The sequence below is a fragment of the Xanthomonas sp. PPL134 genome (genome assembly GCF_040595915.1).
GTDB classification, from domain to species: Bacteria; Pseudomonadota; Gammaproteobacteria; order Xanthomonadales; family Xanthomonadaceae; genus Xanthomonas_A; species Xanthomonas_A indica.
In genome coordinates this window covers 1-23926 of record NZ_JAMDLL010000022.1, presented here as the reverse complement: position 1 = coordinate 23926, position 23926 = coordinate 1, and the positions used below count along the sequence as shown (strand labels likewise).

Sequence of the window (23926 nt, the reverse complement as noted above, 5' to 3'; positions counted from 1 at the left end):
GCGGTTCAGGCAATCCAGTGGTCGACCAGCAGGAACGCGAACAACGCCATCAGGTACACAATGGAGTAACCGAACATGCGCATCGAGAACATCTCGTCCGGCGGGTCGAGCATGCGCCAGGCGTACCAGAGAAACACCGCGTCCAGCACCAGGGTGCCGCCGAGATAGAACACCCCGCTCATGCCCACCGCCACCGGCAGCAGGGTCACCACCACCAGCAGCACCGTGTACACCAGGATCTGCCGGCGGGTATGCGCCACGCCGTGGGTGACCGGCAGCATCGGGATCGAGGCCTTGGCGTAGTCGGCGCGGCGGAAGATCGCCAGCGCCCAGAAGTGCGGCGGCGTCCACACGAAGATGATCAGCACCAGCAGCGAGGCGTAGGCCCAGTCCCATTGGCCCTGCATGCCGGTGATCGCGGCCCAGCCCAGCAGCGGCGGCGCCGCGCCGGCCAGGCCGCCGATGACGATGTTCTGCGGCGTGGTGCGCTTGAGGAACACCGTGTAGATCACTGCATAGCCGATCAGCGAGGCGAAGGTCAGCACCGCGGTGATCCAGTTGACCCACACCACCAGCACGGTCATCGACAGTGCGGTGAGCAAGGCCGCGAATAGCAGCACCTGCCACGGCAGCACCTTGCCCACCACCAGCGGGCGCCAGGAGGTGCGCGCCATCTGCGCGTCGATCCGCGCATCCAGCAGTTGGTTGATCGCCGCCGCCGCCGAGGCCGCCAGCCAGATGCCGAAGAAGCCGAGCAGGCCGGTGCGCACCTGCGCCCAGGTCGGCAGCCCCGGGATCGCCAGGCACATGCCGACCAGGGCGGTGAACACGATCAACGCCACCACCTTGGGCTTGGTCAGGTCCCAGTAGTCGCGCCAGTGGACGCCGCGCGCGCTCATTGCGGTGCCCGCAATCGCGCCAGCAACGACACCAGCACGAACAGCAGCGCCACCGCGCCGGCGTTGTGCAGCACCGCCACCGGCAGGGGCAGCGCCAGCTTGACGTTGAGGATGCCCAGGCACACCTGCGCGACCAGCAGCAGCGCCAGCGCCGCGGCCCAGCCGCGCATGCCCGGCGTGCGGCTCAGGCGCCAGCCCAGCCACAGCAGGTAGGCCGCCACCACCATCGCCATCATCCGGTGCGCCATCTGGATGGCGATGCGCGCCGCGCCATCGAGCACGCCGCCTTCGTAGTCCACGCCGATGCCGCGCCACAGGGTGAAGCCCTCGCGGAAATCGTGCGGCGGCCACCACTGGCTGACGCAGCGCGGGAAGTTGTCGGCCGACCAGCTGCCGCCGCCGCAGGCCAGCGCCGCGTAGTTGGCGCTGACCCAGCCGCCCAGCGCGATCTGCAGCACCAGCACCGCCACGCCCAGGCGCAGCAGCCATTTCAGGCGCGGCGCATCGGCCAGGGTGATCGGCAGGTGGGTGGCGCGCCAGGCCATCCACACCAGCAGCGAGAACATCAGCAGGCCGCCCAGCAGGTGCCCCATCACCACGATCGGCTTGAGCAGCAGGGTCACCGTCCACATGCCCAGCAGGGCCTGGAAGATCACCACCGACAGGGTCAGCACCGCCGCGCGGGCCAGATCGTCGTTGGACCAGCGCAGCGCCGCCAGCAGCAGGATCGCCTCGCCACCGACCGCCACCAGCATCGCCAGCCCCGGCCAGCCGGACATGTACAGCGGGATCGACAGCGCCACCAACGCCGCGGCCGTGACGATCTGGGCGATGCCGAGCCGGCGCCGCCGCGCCGCCAGCAGCGACAGCACCAGTACCTCCACGCCCAGCGCACCGGCCAGGAAGCGGTGGATCTGCTCGCGCCAGGCCTTGTGCGTCTCCAGCGGCCGGATCTTGCTGGCGGCGTGGGTGTCGGCTTCGGCACTGGTCTGCGGCCAGGTGATGCGGCCGTAGCAGGTCGGCCAGTCCGGGCAGCTCATGCCCGCGTCGGACAGGCGCACGAACGAACCGAACATGATGGTGCTGGCGGTGAACAGCGCCGCCAGCCAGGCCATGCGGTGGAAATGCCGGAACAGCGCCGGGCGCGCGAACAGGGTCATAGGAAGCGGCTCACAGGAGTTTCAGCAGTTTCGCCAGGTCCGCGCGCAGCCCGGCCGGGTCGAACCCGGGGGCATAGCGCAGCACCACGAAACCGTTCGGATCGATGACGTAGACCGGCACGCCGGCCGCATCGCGCACCCGCGGCAACGCCGCCAGCAGCGCCGGATCCGCGCGCAGCGCCTGCACCTGCGGCAGGGCCTGGGCGGCGGCCGGCGGCGTGCCGATCCACAGGATCTGCACGTGGTCGGCGTCGTGGCCGAACAGTTGCCAGACCTTGTCCAGGTCGCGCGCCAGCGCATCGCAGGCGCTGCCGCAGTCCGCCGGCGGCGCCAGCGCGATGCGCCACAGGCGCCGCTGCGGTTCCCAGGCGTAGCCGCGGCCGTCGGCCAACCGCGGCTGCAGCGCGCGCAGGTCGGCCGGCGGCTGCAGCAGCTCGCCATGGTTGCGGCTGGCAGCCGGCTGCCAGCCGGAGAAGCGCAACGCGCCGGCGACCAGCATCGAGCCGAAGAACAGGACGAACAACACGATCAGCGGCCAACGGCCGCGTGCGGCCGCCGGGCGCGGGGCCGGGGTGGGAGCATTCATGCCGGGGATTTTCTCATGCGCGCGCGCTCAGCGCCCGCCCCGTCCCCTGCGCGCGCGCCAGCTGAGCAGCGCCGCGGTGACCAGCACCGCCAGCGCCAGGCCGAACCATTGCACCGCGTAACCCAAGTGGCGCTCGGGCGGCAGCGTGTTCGGCAGCAGGTCCAGGTCGCGCGGATAGCCCAGCGGCAGGGCCGGATCCAGGCGCAGCACCTGCGTCAAAATGTCGCGGCGGCCGAGCGCTTCGCCGATCGCCGCCGGCTCGATGCGCATCGCCAGCCAGCGCTGCGGCGAGGGTGCCGCCACCAGCGCCGGACCCAACGCCAGCCCATGCGACGGCGCCGGCCCGAGCAGGCCGACCAGCGTGTAGCGGCCCTGCAGCGGCGCCGGCGCCGGCAGCGCGCGGTCGGCCGGCAGCGGCAACCAGCCCAACTCCACCAGCAGCGGCGCTGCGACGCCGTCGGCCAGGAACGGCTGGTACACCTTCACCCCGCTGCGCCCCTGCCGCAGTTGGTTGTCGAGCAGGATCTGCCCGGGCAGGAAGCGGCCGGCGCCATGCACCCAGCGCAAGTGTCCGGGCGGGCTCGCACGCAGCGCATCGGCCAGCGTCTGCGGGCGATCGCGCACATGCGCCGCCTGCGCCAGCAGCGCCTGTTTCTCGTGCATGCGCTGCAACTGCCAGCGGCCAAGCAGGCAGAAGGCCAGCGCCACCGCGAGCGCGACGCTCCAGCCCAGCCACAACGGCATGCGCCGGCGCGCGCCCACGCGCGAGGCAGCGGCGAGGGTCATAATGCGGACACACCATGTGCCGAGACGCCCATGAACGACTCGCTGAAGACCTTGCTGATCGTCGCGTTCCTGCTGCTCATCCTGTGGAACCTGGGCGCCGGCCTGTACTACCTGTTGGTGGACCGCGGCCAGAGCAAGCGCACGGTGAACGCATTGACCTGGCGCATCGGCCTATCGGTGTGCCTGATCCTGCTGGTGATCCTGGGCATCTACACGGGAGTGATCAAGCCCCACGGGCTCGGGCGCTGAGAAGCCGGGAATGGGGAATCGGGAAAAGAGACTCGGCAAAGCAGAAGCGCAAGCGAAACGAAAGCCGCTCTTGCGATTCCCCATTCCCGATTCCCTATTCCCCGCCCTCAAAGCACATAGACGAACAGGAACAGCGCCAGCCACACCACGTCGACGAAGTGCCAGTACCACGCCGCTGCTTCGAAGGCGAAGTGGTTGTCGCGGCTGAAGTGTCCGCGCGTGATCCGCAGCAGCATCACCAGCAGCATGATCGTGCCCAGCAGCACGTGCGCGCCGTGGAAGCCGGTGAGCATGAAGAAGGTGGAGCCGTAGATGCCCGAGCCCAGGGTCAGGTTGAGCTCCTTGTAGGCATGCATGTACTCCTCGGCCTGGAAGTACAGGAAGGTGCAGCCGAGCACCACGGTCAGCGCCTGGAACACCATCAGCCGGGTGCGCTGACCGGCCTTGAGCGCATGGTGGGCGATGGTCAGGGTCACGCCGGAGCTGAGCAGGATCAGCGTGTTGATCAGCGGCAGGCCCCAGGCCGGGATGGTCTGGAACTGGCCGCCGATGCCGCCCGGGCCGTTGGTCGGCCAGGCGGCGGAGTAGCCGTCCCACAGAAGCGCGTTGGTCATCACCCCGTCGCCCTCGCCGCCCAGCCACGGCAGGATGAAGGTGCGGGTGTAGAACAGCGCGCCGAAGAAGGCGCCGAAGAACATCACCTCGGAGAAGATGAACCACACCATGCCCATGCGGAACGACACATCGACCTGGCGGTTGTAGTGCCCGGCGATCGATTCGCGGATCACGTCGCCGAACCACATGAACAAGGTCGCCACCAGCATCGCGATGCCGGTGAAGAAGGTCCACTTGCCCCAGGACGCGTCGTTGAGCCAACTGGCCACGCCGATCATGGTCACGAACATCGCGATCGAGCCGATGAACGGCCAGCGGCTCTGGCTGGGCACGTAGTAGGCGTTGGCGGTGGCGTCGGTGCTGGGCTGGGCCATGGCAGGCATTCCGGTCGGGTCAGGGAGCCGCGCGCGCGGAACCGGCCAGTTTCGGCGATCCCAGTTCCGCGCTCAGCGCATCGTTCTTGTAGAAGGTGTAGGACAGGGTGATGGTGGAGATGTCGCGGGGCAGGTTGGGATCGACGATGAAACGCACCGGCATGTCGCGTTTCTCGCCGGCCTGCAGGGTCTGCGCGGTGAAACAGAAGCACTCGGTCTTGGTGAAGTAGCCGGAGGCGCGTGCAGGCGCCACCGATGGCACCGCGCTGCCGACGATGGCATGCGCGCCGTCGTTGTGCGCGTAGTACAGCGCCTCGTTGAGTTCGCCCGGCACCACCTGCATGGTCAGTTGCTCCGGATGGAACGACCACGGCAGCTTGGAGTTCACCCCTCCGTCGAATTGCACCGTCACCGTGCGCTTGCCCGCGAGCGGCTTGCCGGCTTGCGGGCCTTCGCCGGGGCCCCGCTCCAGGCGCACGCCGAACACCTTCTCGCAGGCGATGCGGTACAGCGGCACCAGCGAGAAGGTCAGCACGAACACCGCCAGCGCCACGCCGACCAGCTTGAACAGCCCGGCGCTGCTGTGCACCTGCGGCGCCGGCGCGTTCATCGGCCCAGCACCCCGGTGAGGATGAAGCCGACGTAGATCGCCAGCGCCACCGCGCCGACCACCAGCGCGGTGCGCGCCGCACGCTTGCGGCGCAGGACCAGGTCGTCGAGCGGCGGTTGCGCGGTCATCAGTGGCTGATGTCGTCGTGAGCCAGGTCGCCGGGCTTGAGCACCGGCGGCAGGGTGAAGGTATGCGCCGGCGCCGGCGACGGCACCGTCCACTCCAGGCCGCGCGCGCCTTCCCACGAGCGCGCTTCGGCGCGCGCGCCGTTGCGCAGCGAGGCGAGCAGGATGCCGGCCATCAGGAACGGGGTGACGAACATGCCGAACGCACCGATCGAGCTGACCAGGTTCCAGTCGGCGAACACCACGTTGTAGTCGGGGATGCGCCGCGGCATGCCGGCCAGGCCGAGGAAGTGCTGCGGGAAGAACAGCAGGTTGACGAACAGCATCGTCCACCAGAAATGGAACTTGGCCCAGGCCTCGTTGTACATGCGCCCGGTCCACTTCGGCCACCAGTAGTACACCGCGGCGATCAGCGCGAACACCGCGCCGGTGACCAGCACGTAGTGGAAGTGCGCGACCACGAAATAGGTGTCGTGGTACTGGAAGTCGGCCGGCACGATCGCCAGCATCAGCCCGGAGAAGCCGCCGATGGTGAACAGGATGACGAAGGCGATGGCCCACAGCATCGGCGACTCGAAGGTCATCGAGCCCTGCCACATGGTGCTGACCCAGTTGAACACCTTCACCCCGGTGGGGATGGAGATCAGCATGGTGGCGAACATGAAGTAGATCTCGCCGCCCAGCGGCATGCCCACGGTGAACATGTGGTGGGCCCAGACGATGAAGCTCAGGAACGCGATCGCCGCGATCGCGTAGACCATCGCCTGGTAGCCGAACAGCGGCTTGCGGCTGAAGGTCGGGATGATTTCGCTGATCACGCCGAACGCCGGCAGGATCATGATGTAGACCTCGGGGTGCCCGAAGAACCAGAAGATGTGCTGGTACATCACCGGGTCGCCGCCACCGGCGGCGTTGAAGAACGAGGTGCCGAAAAACTTGTCGGTGAGCAGCATGGTCACCGCGCCGGCCAGCACCGGCATCACCGCGATCAGCAGGAACGCGGTGATCAGCCAGGCCCAGCAGAAGATCGGCATCTTCAGCAGGTCGATGCCCGGCGCGCGCATGTTGAGCACGGTGGCGATGATGTTGATCGCGCCCATGATCGAACTGATGCCGGCGACGTGGATGGCGAACACCGAGAACGCGACGTTGTAGCCGCCCTGCAGCATCAGCGGCGGATACATGGTCCAGCCGCCGGCCGGCGCGCCGCCGGGAAGAAAGAAGGTCAGCAGCAGCAGGGTGAAGGCGACAGGCAGCAGCCAGAACGACCAGTTGTTCATGCGCGGCAGCGCCATGTCCGGCGCGCCGATCTGCAGCGGGATCATCCAGTTGGCCAGGCCGACGAAGGCCGGCATCACCCCGCCGAAGATCATCACCAGCGCGTGCACGGTGGTCATCTGGTTGAACTGCTCGGGCTTGATGTATTGCAGGCCCGGCTGCGCGAGTTCAAGGCGGATCATCACGCTCATCGCCGCACCGACGATGAACATGGTGAAGCTGAAGAGCAGGTACAGCGTGCCGATGTCCTTGTGGTTGGTGGAGAAGAACCAACGCTCGACGAAGCTCTGCTGATGCCCGTGCTCGTCGTGGTGATCGACTGCCGAATGGGCCATGGCGGCTACCTCAGGAAAGGAATGCTGGAGATCAGGCGGCTTGCACGATCAGGTGCGAGTCGGAACGAGGACGCGACAGCCGCGCCTACGGCGGCGCCGCCGGCGCCTGGGCATCGGCGGGCGCGGCAGCGGGTACGGCCGTGGCCGGCGCGGCCGCCGGAGCCGCCGTCGGCGTAGCAGCCGGCGCAGGCGCAGCGGCGGGCGCCGGCTTGCGCGATGCCAGCCACTTCTGGAAGTCCTGCTTGCTCACCGCCTCGACCACGATCGGCATGAAGCCATGATCCTTGCCGCACAGCTCGGCGCACTGGCCGCGGTACACCCCGGGGGTGTCGATGCTGGTCCAGGCCTCGTTGATGATCCCGGGGATGGCGTCCTGCTTCCAGCCCAGCGCCGGCACCCACCAGGCGTGGATGACGTCGTCGGCGGTGATGACGAAGCGCACCTTGGTGTTCACCGGCAGCACCAGCCGGTTGTCCACGTCCAACAGATAGTGCGGGTCGTGCTCGACCGTGGGCACCGCGCCGCTCTGCCGCAGGCGGTCGGAACTGCGCGCCAGGCGGCTGGTGAACGCCACGTTCTCGCCCAGGTATTCGTAGCGCCACATCCACTGGTAGCCGGTGACCTTCACCGTCATCTCGGCATCGCGGGTGTCGTACATCGCGATCAGCTTGGCCGTGGCCGGCCACGCCATCACGATCAGGATCAGCACCGGGATCACCGTCCACACGATCTCGGCCTTGGTGTTGTGGCTGAACTGCGCCGGCACCGCGCCCTTGGACTTGCGGAACTTGAAGATCGCATAGGCCATCGCGCCGAACACCAGCACGCCGATGACCACGCAGACCCACAACGCGACCATGTGCGCGTCGTAGGCGTTGCGCGCGCTCTGGGTGACGCCCCTGCCCATGTTGAGCTGCCACGGCTTGGGATCGGCCGACTGCGCCCACGCCAGCGGTGCGGCCATCGCCGCCGCCAACGCCATCCCGCCCCTGACCGCCTGTTGCACCCACCCGCCGCGTTGCTTCATTGCCTAGACCCCTTGGAGCGTCATCGGTTGCGGCCGGTCACGGCCGCGAGCAAGCCTTCCAGGGTCTGCGCCAGTTGCCGGCGTTCGTCGGGGCCGAGGAACTCGCCGACCCGGACCTGCTTGCCGCTGGATGCCAGCACCACCCTGTCGTCGCCTTCGATCCGCAACCGCACCCAATGCGGATGGGCACGGAACGCCGGCGTTCCTGCATTCGGACGGGTCACTTCCACGCAGGCCGGACCCACCCGGATATCCTCTTCGCGCTCGCCGCCGCGCCATGACCAATGCAGCGCGAGCGCCACCACGATGCTGTGCAACAGAGCGAACGCAGGCGCGAACACGTTGCCGGCGAGCCACCCCAGCCCAGCCACGGCCCACATCGCCCCGGCCAGTGCGACGAACAACAGAACGAATTGCCGGGCGTTCAACGCCCGCGGCGGTCGCAGCCGCAGCTGCGTGCCCGCCCCCTCCGGAGAAAACGGAAACATTTCGATCATGTCGAACCGCGCTTCCGAACCGCTCGCGCCCGAGCCGCGAGCACGCCTGGATGGTAGCCCCGGGCCTGCGCGGCGGCAAGCGCGCGTTCACCACAAAAAATGCTGCAGCGCAACCAGATTCGCGTTCAGCCTGGACGCTGCCGCCGGCATCGCGACGATGCCGGCGACGCCCTGCGCGTGCAGGCGCTGACATAAAATGGTGGGCTCTGTCCCTGGCCTTTCCCGCATGAACGCTCTGCCTGGCGCCGGCTCTGTTCCGGCGATGCCGTCCGCGTCTCCTTCGCCCTTGCTGTCCCCCGAACTCCCGCCCGCGCCGCAGGCCCTGCGCGCGGCGATCACCGCCGCCTGGCTCAAGGACGAGGCCGAACACGTGCGCGAACTGCTCGAGCAGGCGCGTCTGCCCGCGGCCGACCAGGCCAAGGTGCAGGCGCTGGCCGCCGACCTGGTCACCCGGGTGCGCGCCCGCGCCCAGGACCAGGGCGCGATCGAAGCTTTCATGCGCCAGTACGACCTCGGCAGCGAGGAGGGCGTGCTGCTGATGTGCGTGGCCGAAGCGCTGCTGCGCATCCCCGACCAGGACACCGCCGACAAGCTGATCCGCGACAAGCTCGGCGATGCGGACTGGAAGAAGCACATGGGCGAGAGCGACTCGATTCTCGTCAATGCCTCGACCTGGGGCCTGATGCTCACCGGCAAGCTGGTGCAGATCAACGATCTCACCCGCGCCGACGTGTCCGGCGCGTTCAAGCGCCTGATCGGCCGCGTCGGCGAGCCGGTGATCCGCCTGGCGGTGCGCCAGGCGATGAAGATCATGGGCCACCAGTTCGTGATGGGCCGAACCATCGGCGAGGCGCTGACCCGCTCGAAGAAGGGCGACAACGCCCACTACCGCTATTCGTTCGACATGCTCGGCGAAGGCGCGCTGACCATGAAGGACGCGCAGCGCTACCTCGATGCCTACCGCCAGGCGATCCACGCCATCGGCAAGCATTTCGCCGCGCAGCGCCAGCAGGGCGGCAAGGACGCGGTGTTCGCCGCGCCCAGCATCTCGATCAAGCTCTCGGCGCTGTACCCGCGCTACGAGCACGCCAAGCGCGCGCGGGTGATGGCCGAACTGGTGCCGGGCGTGCTGGAACTGGCGCAGCTGGCCAAGTCCTACGGCATCGGCTACACGGTCGATGCCGAAGAAGCCGACCGCCTGGAACTGTCGCTAGACATCATCGAGGCCACCTTCTCCGATCCCTCGCTGGACGGCTGGGAGGGCTACGGCCTGGCGGTGCAGGCGTACCAGAAGCGCACCCCGTACACGATCGATTTCCTCGCCGACCTGGCGCGCCGCGTCGGCCGCCGCATCCCGGTGCGCCTGGTCAAGGGCGCGTACTGGGACGCGGAGATCAAGCGCGCGCAGGTCGAGGGTCACCCGGGCTATCCGGTGTTCACCCGCAAGCAGAACACCGACGTGTCCTACCTGGCCTGCGCCAAGCGCCTGTTCGCGCACAGCGACGCGCTGTATCCGATGTTCGCCACCCACAACGCGCAGACCATCGCCGCGGTGCGCGCCATCGCCGGCGGCCGCGACTACGAGCACCAGAAGCTGCACGGCATGGGCGACGACCTCTATGCCGAAGTGATCCCCGCCGACCGCCTCGGCGTGCCCTGCCGCGTATACGCGCCGGTGGGCTCGCACGAGGACCTGCTGCCGTACCTGGTGCGGCGCCTGCTGGAGAACGGCGCCAACTCCAGCTTCGTCAACCGCATCACCGACGAAGACGTGGCCATCGAAGACCTGATCCGCGACCCGGTCGAGGCCGTGTCCGCATTCGCCTCCATCCCGCATCCGAAGATTCCGCTGCCGGTCGATCTGCTGCGCAGCCAGAACCACAACAGGAAGAACTCCATGGGCGCCAACCTCGCCAACGACAACGATCTGCGCGCGCTGGCCGACCAGCTCAACACCGCGCTCAAGCCCTGGCACGCCGCGCCGCTGGTGCCCGGCGCGGTGATCGCCGGCGATGCGCTGCCGGTCGCCAACCCGGCCGACCGCCGCCAGGTCGTCGGCCACTGGAAGCCGGCCGATGCCGCCACCGTGGAGAAGGCGCTCAGCAATGCCGCAGCCGCCTATCCGGCCTGGAACCGCACGCCGGCCGCCAGCCGCGCCACCATCCTCGAACACGCCGCCGACCTGCTGGAAGCGCGCATGCCCGAGTTCATGGCGCTGTGCGTCAAGGAAGCCGGCAAGACCCTGCCCGACGGCGTGGCCGAAGTGCGCGAGGCGGTGGACTTCCTGCGCTACTACGCCGGCCAGGCGCGCGCGCAGTTCGGTGCGCCCGAGCGCCTGCCCGGGCCGACCGGCGAATCCAACGAACTGCAGCTGCACGGCCGCGGCGTGTTCGTGTGCATCAGCCCGTGGAATTTCCCGCTGGCCATCTTCCTCGGCCAGGTCGCCGCGGCGCTGGCCGCCGGCAACAGCGTCATCGCCAAGCCGGCCGAGCAGACCAACCTGGTCGGCCATGCCGCGGTGAAGCTGCTGCACGAAGCCGGCGTGCCGGAGGCGGTGGTGCAGTTCCTGCCCGGCGACGGCGCCACCGTCGGCGCCGCGCTGACCCGCGACGCGCGCGTGGCCGGCGTCGCCTTCACCGGCTCCACCGAGACCGCCCGCGCGATCAACCGCGCGCTGGCCGCGCGCGATGCCGCCATCGGCGTGCTGATCGCCGAGACCGGCGGCCAGAATGCCTTCATCGCCGATTCCTCGTCGCTGCCCGAGGCGGTGGTCAAGGACGCGATCTCCAGCGCCTTCATCTCCGCCGGCCAGCGCTGCTCGGCCGCGCGCGTGCTGTTCGTGCAGGACGACATCGCCGACAAGGTGATGACCATGCTGGCCGGCGCCATGGCCGAACTGAAGGTCGGCGACCCGGGCCTGCTGTCCACCGACGTCGGCCCGGTGATCGATGCCGACGCGCTGCAGATCCTCACCGATCACGCCGCACGCATGGACCGCGAAGCGCGCGCCATCGCCGTCGCCGCCACCGACGCCACCACCGCGCACGGCAGCTTCTTCGCCCCGCGCGCCTACGAGCTGCAGTCGCTGGCGCAGTTGCAGCGCGAGATCTTCGGCCCGGTACTGCACGTGATCCGCTGGAAGGCCGACCAGCTCGATGCGGTGATCGACCAGATCAACGCCACCGGCTACGGCCTGACCCTGGGCGTGCATTCGCGCATCGACCAGACCATCGAGCGCATCGCCTCGCGCGTGGCGGTGGGCAACGTCTACGTCAACCGCAACCAGATCGGCGCGGTGGTCGGCGTGCAGCCGTTCGGCGGCCAGGGCCTGTCCGGCACCGGCCCCAAGGCCGGCGGCCCGCACTACCTGCTGCGCTTCGCCACCGAAAAGGTGGTGACGGTCAACACCACCGCCGCCGGCGGCAACGCCTCGCTGCTGACCCTGGGCGACTGACCGGCCCACCTCGGCGCAGCGTTCCACCCGGAACCTGCGCCGACCGCTCGGCCTGCCGCGGTGCGCACCGCACGCCGCCGACAGGCACAAAAAAGCCCCGCCGAAGCGGGGCTTTTTCGTGAGCCGTGAAGCGCCTGCGATCAGAACTTGTAGTTGACCGAAGCCGCCAGCACGTTGCCGCTCACGTCGTAGTCGCCGACCAGGGTGTTGCCGGTGGCGCTGGTGGTGGCGATGCTCGGATCGCTGGTGAACAGGTGGGTGTAGCCGAAGCTGTACTCGGCCTGCTCGGACGGCTTCCAGGTCAGACCCAGCGAGACCCACTTGCGGCTCGCGTCCGGCACGCGCACGTCGCGGTGCTGGTCGGTGGTCGGGGTCTGGTCGTAGGCCACGCCGCCACGCAGGGTCAGCGTGTCGCTCATGCGGTAGTCGGCACCCAGCGAGACGAAGGTGGTGTCGCGGTACGAGAAGTCCAGCACGCTGTCGGGCTGGTTGGAGGCGAAGTCGACGGTGACCTTGTCGAACTTGCTCCAGGCGGTGCGGGTGACGTCGGCCATCACCGTCCACTGCTCGTTGATGTCGTGGGTGAAGCTGGCGGTGGCGCTGGCCGGCAGCTTGACCGTGGCGCGGCCCTTGGTGTCGACGAAGGTACCCGGCGCGGCGATGGCCAGCACGGTGGCGGCATTGCCCGGCACGGTGAAGTCGGCGTCGCCGTCGGTGATCTTGTGCTCGACCTGCGAGCGGTAGCTGAAGCCGATGTGGGTGTGCTCGTCGATGCTGAACAGGCCGCCCAGGGTGAAGCCGACCTCGGTGTTGTCGCCCTTGATGCGCGAGAAACCATCGGCGCTGCCCGGTGCGAAGCCCGGCACGCGACGCGAGGCCAGGATGGTGCCGAAGTCGATGGCGTTGCTCAGGTCGATGTCCAGGCGCTCGGCGAACACCGACGCGCCGAACGACACGTACGGGTTGACGTCGTAGGAGAAGGCGAAGTTCAGGTCGATCGCCTGCAGTTCGGTCTTCACGCCGTTGTAGCGGCCGACCCAGTCGCGGTCGTATTCGGTCTTGAAGCCGAACGGCACGGTCAGCGAGGTGCCGAAGTGCATGTTGTTGTTTTCGCCGAACGGCATGTGGAAGTACACCGCCGGGACCGGCGCGATCATGCCGGCGTCGCCGCCGCGGCCGCCGGAGATCGGCGCGCCGGTGGCGTAGGTGCCGCCGTCGCCCTGGTACTTGGCCGAGAACTGGATGGCGCTGACGTCGGCCTGGAACACCTTGCCGTCGAGCTGGCGCATGCCGGCCGGGTTGGTGGCGATGATGGAGGCGTCGCCCGGGGCGCTACCGGAGCCGGCAAAGGCGCGGCCCAGGCCCTTGGCGCTGTTCTCCTTGAGCTGGAACGCGGCGCCGTGCGCCTGGCCCATGGCCAGCGCGCCGACGATGCCGACGGCCAGAGCGGTGAAACGGACGAACTGGGTTGCGTTTTGCATGACTAGTTTTTCTCCGGAAGACGAATTGTCTGTGTTCGCGCCTGCGCAAGCCCGGGCCGCAAAGGCCCAGGAATGCGCGCCGGAGTCCCCTCCCGACATACGACGCCGTATGCGAGTATACGCCTCCGCGTTAACTCAACAATAACGACATGATACGTTCAGGTTCGTGTGGAGTCGGCGTGCGTTCAGCCGGATGAAGCCGTTATCGTGGCGTCCCTGGCGGTCTTCGGCTCCCCCTTCCCTCGCATGTTCGTTTCCATCCCCTCCCGCGAGCGCACCACGTTGCGCTGGGCCACCCCGCTGCTGTTCGCGGCAATGTGGCTGGCCTTCCTGTGGTCGATCAGCCGCCCCGACGAGGCGCGCGCGACCCTGTGGCTGGACTGGGGCGCGCTCTCGGCCGGGGTCGGCAGCCCGCGCGACTGGCTGGCCACGGTGCAGGACGGCAGTGTGCTGCGCCTGTTCACCGCGCTGTTCCTGCACGCCGACTGGTCGCACCTGCTCGGCAACCTGGTGTTCCTGCTGATCTTCGGCCTGCCGGCCGAGCGCGTGCTGGGGCCGTGGCGGTTCCTGCTGCTGTTCCTGGGCGGCGGGGCGATCTCCAACCTGGCCGCGGTGTTCGCGATCGGCACACCGGACCGGGTGATCATCGGCGCCAGCGGTGCGGTCTCGGCCCTGATCGGCACCTACCTGGCGCTGTTCCCGCGGGCCAAGCTCGGCGTGGTGCTGCCGCTGGGGCTGTTCCTGGAATTCGTGCGCGCCCCGGCCTCGCTGCTGATCGGCACCTGGGCGGCGCTGCAGGTGGTGTTCGCCTACATCGGCCCGGCGTTCGGCATGGTGGCGTGGTCGGCGCACCTGGCCGGCTTCGCCTTCGGCATGGTCTACGGGCTCTACGTGCGCGCGGCGATCGCACGGCGGCTGCGCAAGCGCAAGGGGTTCTGAGCCGCGTGCAGGGATGGCCGCGCCTTATACTGCGGGCATGTTCAAGCACCTGTACAAAGTGACCTTCCTCAACCACGGCAAGGTCTACGAGCTGTACTGCCAGCACGTCGGCAGCAGCCACCTGTGGGGCTTCACCGAGATCGGCACCCTGGTGTTCGACGTGCACGACGGGCTGGTGATCGATCCCACCGAGGAACGCCTGCGCGAGGAGTTCGGCGCCACCAAGACGTTGCACCTGCCGATGCAGAGCATCGTGCGCATCGAGGAAGTGGAGAAGAAGGGTCAATCGACGATCCGCGACGCGGCCACCGGCGAAAAGGTGGTCACGCCGTTCCCGATGCCCGGCAAGCCGCGCTGAGCGCATGCGTATCCTGGTCGCCGACGACTATCAGGATGCGGTGCGTCACCTGCCCTGCTTCGCGCGCCTGCAGGCGCACAGCGTGCAGGTGCTGACCGCGTTGGCGCCCGACCGCGCGACCTTCGTTCGCCACGCCGCCGAGGCCGAGGCGCTGGTGCTGATCCGCGAGCGCACCCGCATCGACGCCGCGCTGCTGGCGCAACTGCCGACGCTGCGCCTGATCAGCCAGACCGGCCGGATCGGCGAGCACATCGACCTGGCCGCCTGCACCGCGCGCGGTGTGGCCGTGGCCGAAGGTGTCGGTTCGCCGGTGGCGCCGGCGGAACTGACCTGGGCGCTGCTGATGGCCGCCAGCCGGCGCTTGCCCGCCTACCGCGATGCGCTGCTGGCCGGACACTGGCAGGTCACAGGCGATGCGCAGCTCGGCCGCAGCCTGGACGGCCTGACGCTGGGCATCTGGAGCTACGGCAAGATCGGCCGTCGCGTCGCCGCCTATGGGCGTGCCTTCGGCATGCAGGTGCAGGTATGGGGCAGCGAAGACAGTTGTGCGCAGGCACGCGCCGACGGCTTTGCGGTCGCCGCCAGCCGCGAGGCGCTGTTCGCCGAGAGCGATGTCCTCAGCTTGCATCGCCGCCTGGTCGCGGCCACCCGCCACCAGATCGGGCTGGACGATTTGTTGCGAATGAAGCCGGATGCGCTGCTGGTCAATACCAGCCGCGCCGAACTGCTCGCCCCCGGCGCGCTGCTGGCGGCGCTGGACGCCGGCCGGCCGGGACAGGCGGCGCTGGACGTGTTCGAACAGGAGCCGGTGCTGGATCCGCGGCATCCGCTCCTGCGGCATCCGCGGGTACTGGCGACGCCGCACCTGGGCTACGTCGAACAGGCCAGCTACGACCTGTATTTCGGCACGGCCTTCGACAACGTGCTGGCCTTCGCCGCCGGCACGCCACAGCGCCTGGCCAATCCCGAGGTGCTGAGCGCCCGCGGCTGAGCGGCGGACCGCCTTCGTACAAGCGGGCGCGCGCGGCGCGCCAGACGACGGCGCGCCGCGACCGGCTCAGGAACCGGACGCCGGGGCCGGTTCGGGCGTGTTGGTTGCCGGCTTGGCCGCGTCGGGCTTGGCCGGTTCCGCTGCCGGCGGCTTCGCCGGAGCCTGCTTCGGCGCCGCGCCCGCCGGCTTGTGCGCCGGCTTGGCCTTGGCCTTGCCGGCCGGGGCCGCCGCAGCGGCCCGCGCCACGGCGCCGGGCTGCTTCAGTTCGGCCAGCGCCTGCGCGATCGGGCCATCGCCCGGCAGCACGTCGCCGGCGGTGTAGCCCTCGGCGCCCTCGTCGTCGCCATGCAGGTGGCCCGGCAGGGTCGCTTCGCTGTAGTCGGCGATCGCCGCCGGCTTGTCGGCGTCGTCCGCGCTCGCCTCCGGGTGCAGCACCACGTCGGGCACGATGCCGCTGGCCTGGATCGACTTGCCGCTCGGCGTGTAGTAGCGCGCCGTGGTCAGCTTGACCGAGTCGCCGTTGTCCAGCGGCAGCACGGTCTGCACCGAGCCCTTGCCGAAGGTGCGGCTGCCGACGATGCGCGCGCGCTTGTTGTCGCGCAGCGCGCCGGCCAGCACTTCCGAGGCGCTGGCCGAACCGGCGTCCACCAGCACCACCATCGGCGCGCCGTTGAGCAGATCGCCGGGGGTGGCGTCGAACTTGGAATCGCTGACCGAGATGCGCCCGCGGGTGCTGACGATGGTGCCCTTGTCGAGCACGTCGTCGGCCACCTGCACCGCCGCGGTCAGCAGGCCGCCCGGGTTGCTGCGCAGGTCCAGCACCAACCCGCGCAGCTTGCCGCCGGCCTGCGCCTGCAACTGCTGCAACTGCTTGTGGAAATCGGCGCCGGTGTCGGCCTGGAAGGTGCTGATGCGGATGTAGCCGTAGCCCGGCTCGAGCATGCGGCTGCGCACGCTGGCCACGCGGATGGTCTGCCGGGTCAGGGTCACGTCGAACGGCTTGTCGACCTTGTCGCGGGCGATGGTCAGCACGACCTTGCTGCCCGACTCGCCGCGCAGCGGCTCCATCGCCTTGACCGCGCTGATCGGCTTGCCGTCGATGGCGATGATGATGTCGCCCGAGCGCAGGCCGGCGCGCGCGGCAGGCGTGTCGTCGATCGGCGACACCACCTTGAGGGTGTTGTCCGGCAACTGCAGCAACTCCACGCCGATGCCGTCGTAGGCACCGCTGGTCTGCTCGTCGAAGGCCTCGGCGTCTTCCTTGCTGAAATAGGTGCTGTGCGGATCCAGGTCCAGCAGCAGACCGCGGATCGCGGACTGCATCAGCTTCTTGTCGTCGACCGGATCGACGTAGGCTTCCTTCACCGCGTTGTAGACCGCGACGTAGCGGCGGATCTCGTCCAGCGGCACCTTGGTGCTGGCCGATTCGGTGGCATCGGGATCGTCGGCGCTAGCCGCCGGGGCCGTGGGCGTCTGCGTCTCGGCGCGTTGCGCCATCGACGGCAGCGGCGCCAGGGCGAGCAACAGGGCTGCGGACAGGACTACGCGCATGAAGCACTCCGATTGGGGAAGACCCGCACCGTGCACGGCGCGGTTGTCCGGATTATGCGCGAAGCCGAGCTAAATTCGCGTTGAACGCACCGCGTTGGCGTGGCTCAGCGGCGCTGCAGCCACGACGATGGGTCCACCGGCTGACCATTGCGGCGCAGTTCGAAGTACAGCGCCGGACGGCCCTGGCCGCCGGAATTGCCGACCTTGGCCACCGCATCGCCGCGCTTGACCTTGGCGCCGGCGTCGCGCAGCAAGGTGTCGTTGTGCGCGTACAGGCTCATGTAGCCGTTGCCGTGGTCCACGATCAGGATCATGCCGTAGCCGGTCATCCAGTCGGAGAACACCACGGTGCCGTCGGCGACCGCGGTGACGGTGCTGCCGGCGGGGGCGGCGATCAGCACGCCGCTGCTGGTGCGCCCGTCGGGCAGCCGGCCGCCGTAACGCGCGATCAGGTCGCCCGACAGCGGCCAGCCCAGGCCGCCGACCTTCAATGGCGGCGCCGAAGCGACCACCTTGGGCGGCACCTTGCCGCCACCACGCCCGGCCTTCGCCGCGGCCTTGGCCTGCGCCGCCTGCTCGGCGGCTTCGCGCCTGGCCGCGGCACGGCGCTCGGCTTCGGCACGGGCCGCCGCGGCGCGCAGGTTGGCGAGCAGGGTTTCCAGCGCCTTGGCGTCCTGGCCCAGCGCCTTCTCGCGTTCGCTGCGGTCCTGGTAGCGCTGGTCCAGTTCCGAGACCACGCTGGCGCGCTGCTTGCGGTCGCGCTGCAGGGCCTGCGCCTGTTCCTGCTGGCGGCGCTGGGCCTCGCTCAGTTGCTGCTTCTGTTCGACGACCTCGCGCTGCACCTGTTCCAGCGCCTGCAGCTCGTGGGTCAAGGTGGCAATGCGCTGCGCGCGCTCGCGCTGCAGGTAGCGGTGATAGGCCAGCAGGCGGTTGGCGTCGGCCACGCGGTCCTGCGCCAGCAACAGCTTCAGCGGCGCATTGCCGCCGATGGCGTAGGCCGCGCGCAGCAGTTGCGCCAGTTCGGCGCGCTGGCGCGTCAGGCCGCTGCGCAGGCCATCACGCTTGCGTTCGAGCTCGGCCAGGGTCTGCTGGTGCCGCTGCAGCGCCTGCTGCGTCTGCGCCAGGCTGCGGCCGGTGGCGGCGACCTTTTCGTCGGCCTCGCGCAACTGGCGTGCGGCGTCGCCGCGCTTGCCCTCCAGTTGCCGGCGCTCCTCGGCCACGCTCTTCAGCTCGCCGCGCACCTTCTCCAGGCGCTTCTCGGCCTCGCGCGGATTCTGCGCCGCGGCCAACCCGGCGGTCAGCAGCCACGCCGCCGCCAGCAGGCAGCGCAACGGCCCGCGCCAGTCGCCGGGCGCACGCCGCTCGGCCGCGCGGGGCGCGGCGGAATGCGATGGGACAGGCGCGGCTGCGGGCAAGCGGGGGTCCAGTGACTTCAGGCAGGTGTGGATTGTAGCGAAGCGTGTTGTGATCGCCTCACGATTGATTGCCGCCGCATCGTCGGCGCCCGGGAGGTGAGGGATGAAACGCATGCATCTGGCGATTGTGCTGGCCCTGGCCCTGGCCGGCCCGGCGTTCGCGAGCGAGGGCATCAGCAAGGTCAACGGCAGCATCACCGCCGACGCCGGCAAGCAGTACGGGGATCTGGAAACCGTCAACGGCAGCATCAACGTCCAGTCCGGTGCCCAGGTGGGCAGCGTGGAAACGGTCAACGGCAGCGTCAAGGTCGCCGACGGCGCGCAGACCAAGGGCCTGTCCACGGTCAACGGCGGCATCACCCTCGGCGAGCGCGCGCAGGTCGCCGGTTCCATCGAAACCGTCAACGGCGGCATCTTCGTCGACCGCGGCGGCCGCGTCGACGGCGGCATCGAGAGCGTCAACGGCAGCATCGGCCTGGTCGCCACGCAACTGGACAAGGGCATCGAGACGGTCAACGGCGACATCACCGTCGGCCACGATTCGCATGTCGGCGGCGGCATCTCGATCAACAAGCCCAGCTTCAGCATGTCGTTCAAGCCGGCGCGCAAGCCGCGGGTCATCGTCGGCCCGCGTGCGGTGATCGACGGCCCGCTGCGCTTCGAGCGCGAAGTCACCCTGTACGTGCACCGCAGCGCCAAGATCGGGCCGATCACCGGTGCCACCGCGTTGCCCTTCGACGGCGACACCGCGCCGAACAACTGAGCCGCGTTGCCGTGCGCGCCCGGGCGCGCCCGGGCGCGCGCGGCTTGCCTATAGAATCCAGGGTTCCCTCGCCACCAGGAGCCCCCCATGTCCCGCAAGCTCGTGCTGTGCCTGGCCGCAGCGGCGGCGCTGACCGCGTGCAAGCGCGAAGCCCCCGCCCCGGCCGCCGACGCCGCGCCACCGGCCGCAGCGCCCGCGCCTGCTGCGGCGCCCGCGCATGCGTTTTCCACCGGAATCGCGCCGGCCGACTTCGCCGAACTGGTCAAGACGCTGTCCTCCGACGCTTTCGAAGGCCGCGGACCCGGCATGCCGGGCGAGGACAAGACCGTGGCCTACATCCGCGACCAGATGCAGCGCATCGGCCTGCAACCGGGCAATGGCGACAGCTGGTTTCAGGACGTGGCGATGACCGAGACCACCGCGGCGCCCGGCACCACGCTCACCATCGCCCACGACGGCGCAGCGCGGCAACTCGCCTTCGGTACCGACATGGTGGTGGGCACGCGCACCGGCCAGCCCGAGGTCAAGCTCGATGGCAGCGACATGGTCTTCGTCGGCTACGGCGTGGACGCGCCGGAGCAGAAGTGGAACGACTATGCCGGCCAGGACTGGAAGGGCAAGACCGTGGTGATGTTCGTCAACGACCCCGGCTTCCACAGCGGCGACGGCAGCCTGTTCGAAGGCAAGCGCATGACCTACTACGGGCGCTGGACCTACAAGTTCGAGGAAGCCGCGCGCAAGGGTGCCGCCGCCGCGTTGATCGTGCATGACACGCCCGGCGCCAGCTACGGCTGGGACGTGGTCAAGAACTCCTGGTCCGGCGCGCAGTACGACCTGCCGGCGAAGGATGATCCGGAGCCGCGCATCCCGGTGCAGGGCTGGCTTACCGCCGAGGCGGCCAAGCAACTGTTCGCCGACGCCGGCCTGGATCTGGCACAGGCCTACAAGGACGCCAGCAAGCGCGGCTTCAAGCCGGTCCCGCTGAAGGCCAAGCTCTCGGTGGACCTGAAGAGCACCATCGCCGAGAAGACCTCGCGCAACGTGGTCGGCGTGCTGCCCGGTAGCAGCCGCGCCGACGAAGCCGTGCTGTACATGGCGCACTGGGATCACCTGGGCAAGCACGAGGGCGAATCGGGCGACAACATCTACAACGGCGCGGTCGACAACGCCACCGGCGTGGCCGGCATCCTGGAAATCGCCGAGGCGTTCGCGCACCAGCAGCCCAAGCCCGAGCGCTCGGTGGTGTTCCTTGCAGTGACGCTGGAGGAGTCGGGACTGCTCGGTTCCAAGTACTACGTGGCGCATCCGACCTTCCCACTGAACAAGATCGCCGGCGTCATCAACCTGGATGCGATGCCGGTGGCCGGGCGCGCCAAGGATTTGGTGGTCAACGGGTTCGGCAGCTCGCAGCTGGAAGACCTGCTCAAGCCCATCGCCGCCGCGCAAGGCCGCGTGTTGCACTCTGAAGACGCGCCGCAGAGCGGCTTCTACTTCCGCTCCGATCACTTCAACTTCGCCAAGGCCGGCGTGCCCGCGCTGTACATCGACGGCGGCGAGGACCTGGTCGACGGCGGCATCGAGGCCGGACGCCATGCCGCGGCGGACTACGCCAAGCGCTACCACACGCCGGCCGACGAGTACGACCCGGCGACCTGGAAGCTCGATGGCGTGATGGACGACCTGCAGGCGGTGTACGGGGTCGGCAAGGAACTGGCCGCCGGCGATAGCTGGCCGAACTGGTATCCGGACAACCCGTTCAAGGCCGCACGCGACAAGATGATGGGCCGGCCGACGTCGCTGCCGGCAGCGGCGCCTGCCGCCGCCAAGTAGGCGGCTGCGTTCTGCGGTGTCATGGCAACGGCGCTTCGGCGCCGTTGTCGTTTGTGGGCGTCGGTCATGCGACGGGCGGCATGGGGCGCGCGGAACACGACGGCATGCGTTGCCATCATCGCGGTGCCAGCTTCCATCCGATCATGTTCAACGCCGCATTGCGGGTGCAATGTTCTGGGGGCCTCTTCGAGATGCCTCGAATCACGACAGAAAGCGCACCTGTAGGAGCGGCTTCAGCCGCGACGGGCGTTCCCGTCACTCTGGTCGCGGCTGAAGCCGCTCCTACAGCGGTGGATCGCGCGCCGGTCGCTTGGATGTCCGCGCCCCATTGGCGTACAACGCGCAGCCGTAGGCAGTCGGTCGGTATGCCTATCTGCCGGTCTGCCGGTCTGCCGTAGCGTCGCGACTCGAACTGGCGTTTCTCACGGTCTTCTTCGACCGCAGCAACCCGGATTCGCTGCCGTCACGGAGCATTGTCCCTAACCCGGGTAGCTCGCTCTGCGCCCATGCACTGCTCTGCGCATCGGTCGCCTCGATCATCCGGTGCATCGTGACTGCGTCCCTCAGATGCCGCGATCCGTCGCCTGGAGGCAATGAATCCGTTGCCCTTGCGGCACCCTAAGCGGCACGCTCTCCAAAAGAAAAGCCCGGGCATGCCTGCCCGGGCTTCCATGGTCGCGCGGTGACGCGTGATGTATCCGTGGTAACCGGCCGCTACCGCGGACAATTGCCTCAGGCCGCCTGCTTAGTTTGTGCCAGACTGGCCATGTCGATGACGAAGCGGTACTTCACGTCGCCCTTGAGCATGCGCTCGTAGGCCTCGTTGATCTGCGCCATCTCGATCGTCTCGATGTCGGACACGATGCCGTGCTTGGCGCAGAAATCCAGCATTTCCTGGGTCTCGCGGATGCCGCCGATCAGCGAGCCGGCCAGCTGGCGCCGCTTCATAATCAGGTTGAACACCGTCGGCGACGGATGCGGTTCGGCCGGTGCGCCGACCAGGGTCATGGTGCCATCGCGCTTGAGCAGGGTCAGGAACGCATCCAGATCGTGCGGCGCCGCCACGGTGTTGAGAATGAAATCGAAGCTGTTGGTATGCGCCGCCATCTCCTCGGCGTTCTTCGACACCACCACCTCGTTCGCGCCCAGGCGCAGCGCGTCCTCGCGCTTGCCAGCGGACGTGGTGAACAGCACCACGTGCGCGCCCATGGCGTGGGCGATCTTCACGCCCATGTGGCCGAGGCCACCCAGGCCGACGATGCCGACCTTCTTGCCAGGACCTACCTTCCAGTGGTTCAGCGGCGAATAGGTGGTGATGCCGGCGCACAGCAGTGGCGCCACCGCGGCCAGCTTGTCGGCATCGTGGCGGATGTGCAGCACGTACTTCTCGTCGACCACGATATGGTCGGAGTAGCCGCCATAAGTGTTCTCGCCACCGAACATCGGGCCGTTGTACGTCCCGACGAACCCGTTCTCGCAATACTGCTCTTCGCCATCGGCGCAGGACGCGCAATGCCGGCAGCTGTCGACCATGCAGCCGACGCCGGCCAGATCACCGACCTTGAAGGCACCGACCTGGTTGCCCACCGCGGTGACGCGGCCGACGATTTCATGGCCCGGGACCGACGGGTACTGGGTGTTGTGCCACTCGTTGCGGGCGGTGTGCAGATCGGAGTGGCAGACGCCACAGTAGAGGATCTCGATGCTGACATCGTTGGCCCCGAGCGCGCGGCGCTCGAAGGTGAAGGGGGTCAGCGGCTGATCGGATGCCTGAGCGGCGTATCCATTGGCTTGGCTCATGGGGGAAGGCCTCGTGGTGGGTGAAAGGGGGCCGAGAGCGATGCGTGAAGCAGGCAGCGAATGCCCTCGCGATCGCCGGAATCGAAAAAAAGTCTAAGCGCCATGGCATGAAAGGCACGCATCGCTCCATGGAACGGTGCGATGCGCTCGTTCAAACCCGCTGTCGAAGTGGCCAGTAGTGGGCTGACGCTCGTGTTCGGCTGAACCTGGATGTACTTCACCGATGGCATGCGAACCCGGTAACGCGCGCCGCAGGAGACACGCGGCAATCAGTGAGAAGCACGACGCTTGCAAGGTTCGACGGGAGCCTCATGCAGCCAAGCCGCAGGCGCATGTTCCCGTTGCCTTGGGTGTAGAGGCGATTCTTCCGCACAAGCACGGCAAGTAGCCAAGCCGGGCGCGTGATCGGCACGCCGTACGCGGCGGAGGGCGCGGCGCTGCCTGTACTTGCGGCGGCCGACCATCATCCGGCGGCATTCGCCTAGCCCAACAACTCAGCCGTTGGATGCCTTCTGGCGCTCGGGAATCCGTTTGGTGCGCGCGCGGTAGCGCATCTCACCGGGCGGCGCAGCGGCGCGGGAGGTGGTAGAGCGGTTTGGCCTCATCCGCCCCATCGGGGCACCTTCTTCCGGGGGAGAAGGAAGGAACCGAGCCCCTCCCGGCGGGAGAGGGGTTGGGGTGAGGGTACGGCACGCGCAGCGCCTCGCCGATCCGCCATTGCGAGGTTTCGGCCGCACTTCCAACGCCAGCTCGCGTCGCGCTGTTTTTTCACGCGCAATAAAAAATCCCCGTCCTTTCGGACG

At 68.8% G+C, this 23926-nt stretch carries 21 protein-coding genes; 7 read left to right on the top strand and 14 right to left on the bottom strand.

From position 1 onward, the window contains the following. Positions 1–5: 5 nt before the first annotated feature. The 4 genes from cyoE to M3U25_RS20075 are packed head-to-tail and all read right to left on the bottom strand — an operon-like array spanning position 6 to position 3431. Positions 6–899, bottom strand: a complete 894-nt coding sequence (gene cyoE / locus M3U25_RS20090; RefSeq protein WP_242161167.1) for a heme o synthase — start codon at positions 897–899, stop codon at positions 6–8. Further along, positions 896–2059 (bottom strand): COX15/CtaA family protein, encoded by a 1164-nt coding sequence (locus tag M3U25_RS20085; protein WP_355503682.1) that lies wholly within the window; start codon positions 2057–2059, stop codon positions 896–898. The genes cyoE and M3U25_RS20085 overlap by 4 nt, the downstream gene beginning before the upstream one ends. Positions 2060–2069: 10 nt before the next feature. Further along, positions 2070–2645: a hypothetical protein gene (locus tag M3U25_RS20080; protein WP_242161166.1), complete on the bottom strand. Its 576-nt coding sequence runs from the start codon at positions 2643–2645 to the stop codon at positions 2070–2072. Positions 2646–2672: 27 nt separating this feature from the next. Then, positions 2673–3431: an SURF1 family protein gene (locus M3U25_RS20075; RefSeq protein ID WP_355503684.1), complete on the bottom strand. Its 759-nt coding sequence runs from the start codon at positions 3429–3431 to the stop codon at positions 2673–2675. A 30-nt stretch (positions 3432–3461) separates the two neighbouring features. Here M3U25_RS20075 and M3U25_RS20070 point away from each other — a divergent pair, with 30 nt between their 5' ends. Next, on the top strand, positions 3462–3680 hold the full coding sequence (locus M3U25_RS20070; RefSeq protein WP_010341612.1) for a twin transmembrane helix small protein: 219 nt from the start codon (positions 3462–3464) through the stop codon (positions 3678–3680). Between the two features lie 107 nt (positions 3681–3787). Here M3U25_RS20070 and M3U25_RS20065 read toward each other — a convergent pair whose 3' ends face one another. The 6 genes from M3U25_RS20065 to M3U25_RS20040 form a co-directional block, all read right to left on the bottom strand. Further along, positions 3788–4669 carry a cytochrome c oxidase subunit 3 gene (locus M3U25_RS20065; protein WP_355503686.1) on the bottom strand — a complete coding sequence of 294 codons (882 nt, stop codon included), beginning with the start codon at positions 4667–4669 and terminating at the stop codon, positions 3788–3790. Between the two features lie 19 nt (positions 4670–4688). Further along, positions 4689–5279: a cytochrome c oxidase assembly protein gene (locus tag M3U25_RS20060; RefSeq protein WP_355503688.1), complete on the bottom strand. Its 591-nt coding sequence runs from the start codon at positions 5277–5279 to the stop codon at positions 4689–4691. Next, a complete protein-coding gene (locus M3U25_RS20055; protein ID WP_255421423.1) occupies positions 5276–5407 on the bottom strand; it encodes a hypothetical protein in 132 nt (43 codons plus the stop codon). Before M3U25_RS20055 ends, M3U25_RS20060 begins: the two co-directional genes overlap by 4 nt. Further along, complete coding sequence (ctaD, locus tag M3U25_RS20050) at positions 5407–7017, bottom strand: cytochrome c oxidase subunit I (RefSeq protein ID WP_355503691.1); 1611 nt, start codon at positions 7015–7017, stop codon at positions 5407–5409. The genes M3U25_RS20055 and ctaD overlap by 1 nt, the downstream gene beginning before the upstream one ends. 85 nt (positions 7018–7102) lie before the next feature. Beyond that, positions 7103–8044: a cytochrome c oxidase subunit II gene (coxB, locus tag M3U25_RS20045; RefSeq protein ID WP_355503693.1), complete on the bottom strand. Its 942-nt coding sequence runs from the start codon at positions 8042–8044 to the stop codon at positions 7103–7105. Between the two features lie 20 nt (positions 8045–8064). Beyond that, positions 8065–8541 carry a DUF2244 domain-containing protein gene (locus M3U25_RS20040; protein ID WP_267114648.1) on the bottom strand — a complete coding sequence of 159 codons (477 nt, stop codon included), beginning with the start codon at positions 8539–8541 and terminating at the stop codon, positions 8065–8067. Between the two features lie 262 nt (positions 8542–8803). Here M3U25_RS20040 and putA point away from each other — a divergent pair, with 262 nt between their 5' ends. Beyond that, positions 8804–11995: a bifunctional proline dehydrogenase/L-glutamate gamma-semialdehyde dehydrogenase PutA gene (putA, locus tag M3U25_RS20035; protein WP_355503709.1), complete on the top strand. Its 3192-nt coding sequence runs from the start codon at positions 8804–8806 to the stop codon at positions 11993–11995. 140 nt (positions 11996–12135) lie between these two features. Here the strand turns inward: putA and M3U25_RS20030 are convergent, their stop codons facing one another. After that, complete coding sequence (locus M3U25_RS20030) at positions 12136–13476, bottom strand: outer membrane protein transport protein (RefSeq protein ID WP_355503696.1); 1341 nt, start codon at positions 13474–13476, stop codon at positions 12136–12138. Between the two features lie 246 nt (positions 13477–13722). Between M3U25_RS20030 and M3U25_RS20025 the strand changes: the two genes are divergently transcribed. The 3 genes from M3U25_RS20025 to M3U25_RS20015 are packed head-to-tail and all read left to right on the top strand — an operon-like array spanning position 13723 to position 15764. After that, a complete protein-coding gene (locus tag M3U25_RS20025; protein WP_010340917.1) occupies positions 13723–14415 on the top strand; it encodes a rhomboid family intramembrane serine protease in 693 nt (230 codons plus the stop codon). A gap of 37 nt (positions 14416–14452) precedes the next feature. Then, positions 14453–14773: a DUF1820 family protein gene (locus M3U25_RS20020; protein ID WP_263392184.1), complete on the top strand. Its 321-nt coding sequence runs from the start codon at positions 14453–14455 to the stop codon at positions 14771–14773. A 4-nt stretch (positions 14774–14777) separates the two neighbouring features. Further along, complete coding sequence (locus tag M3U25_RS20015) at positions 14778–15764, top strand: D-2-hydroxyacid dehydrogenase family protein (protein ID WP_355503699.1); 987 nt, start codon at positions 14778–14780, stop codon at positions 15762–15764. A 66-nt stretch (positions 15765–15830) separates the two neighbouring features. Here the strand turns inward: M3U25_RS20015 and M3U25_RS20010 are convergent, their stop codons facing one another. Then, complete coding sequence (locus M3U25_RS20010) at positions 15831–17315, bottom strand: S41 family peptidase (protein WP_263392181.1); 1485 nt, start codon at positions 17313–17315, stop codon at positions 15831–15833. 104 nt (positions 17316–17419) lie between these two features. Continuing rightward, entirely contained in the window at positions 17420–18646 is a 1227-nt protein-coding gene (locus M3U25_RS20005; protein WP_355503701.1) for a peptidoglycan DD-metalloendopeptidase family protein, read from the bottom strand. A gap of 187 nt (positions 18647–18833) precedes the next feature. Here M3U25_RS20005 and M3U25_RS20000 point away from each other — a divergent pair, with 187 nt between their 5' ends. Together M3U25_RS20000 and M3U25_RS19995 are read left to right on the top strand one after the other, a co-directional pair. Then, entirely contained in the window at positions 18834–19493 is a 660-nt protein-coding gene (locus tag M3U25_RS20000) for a hypothetical protein (protein WP_242161160.1), read from the top strand. 87 nt (positions 19494–19580) lie between these two features. Next, positions 19581–21323, top strand: a complete 1743-nt coding sequence (locus tag M3U25_RS19995) for a M28 family metallopeptidase (protein ID WP_355503704.1) — start codon at positions 19581–19583, stop codon at positions 21321–21323. Positions 21324–22055: 732 nt separating this feature from the next. On the opposite strand, the gene M3U25_RS19990 is transcribed toward M3U25_RS19995, so the two are convergent. Next, entirely contained in the window at positions 22056–23123 is a 1068-nt protein-coding gene (locus M3U25_RS19990) for an NAD(P)-dependent alcohol dehydrogenase (RefSeq protein ID WP_355503706.1), read from the bottom strand. Positions 23124–23926 lie beyond the last annotated feature (803 nt).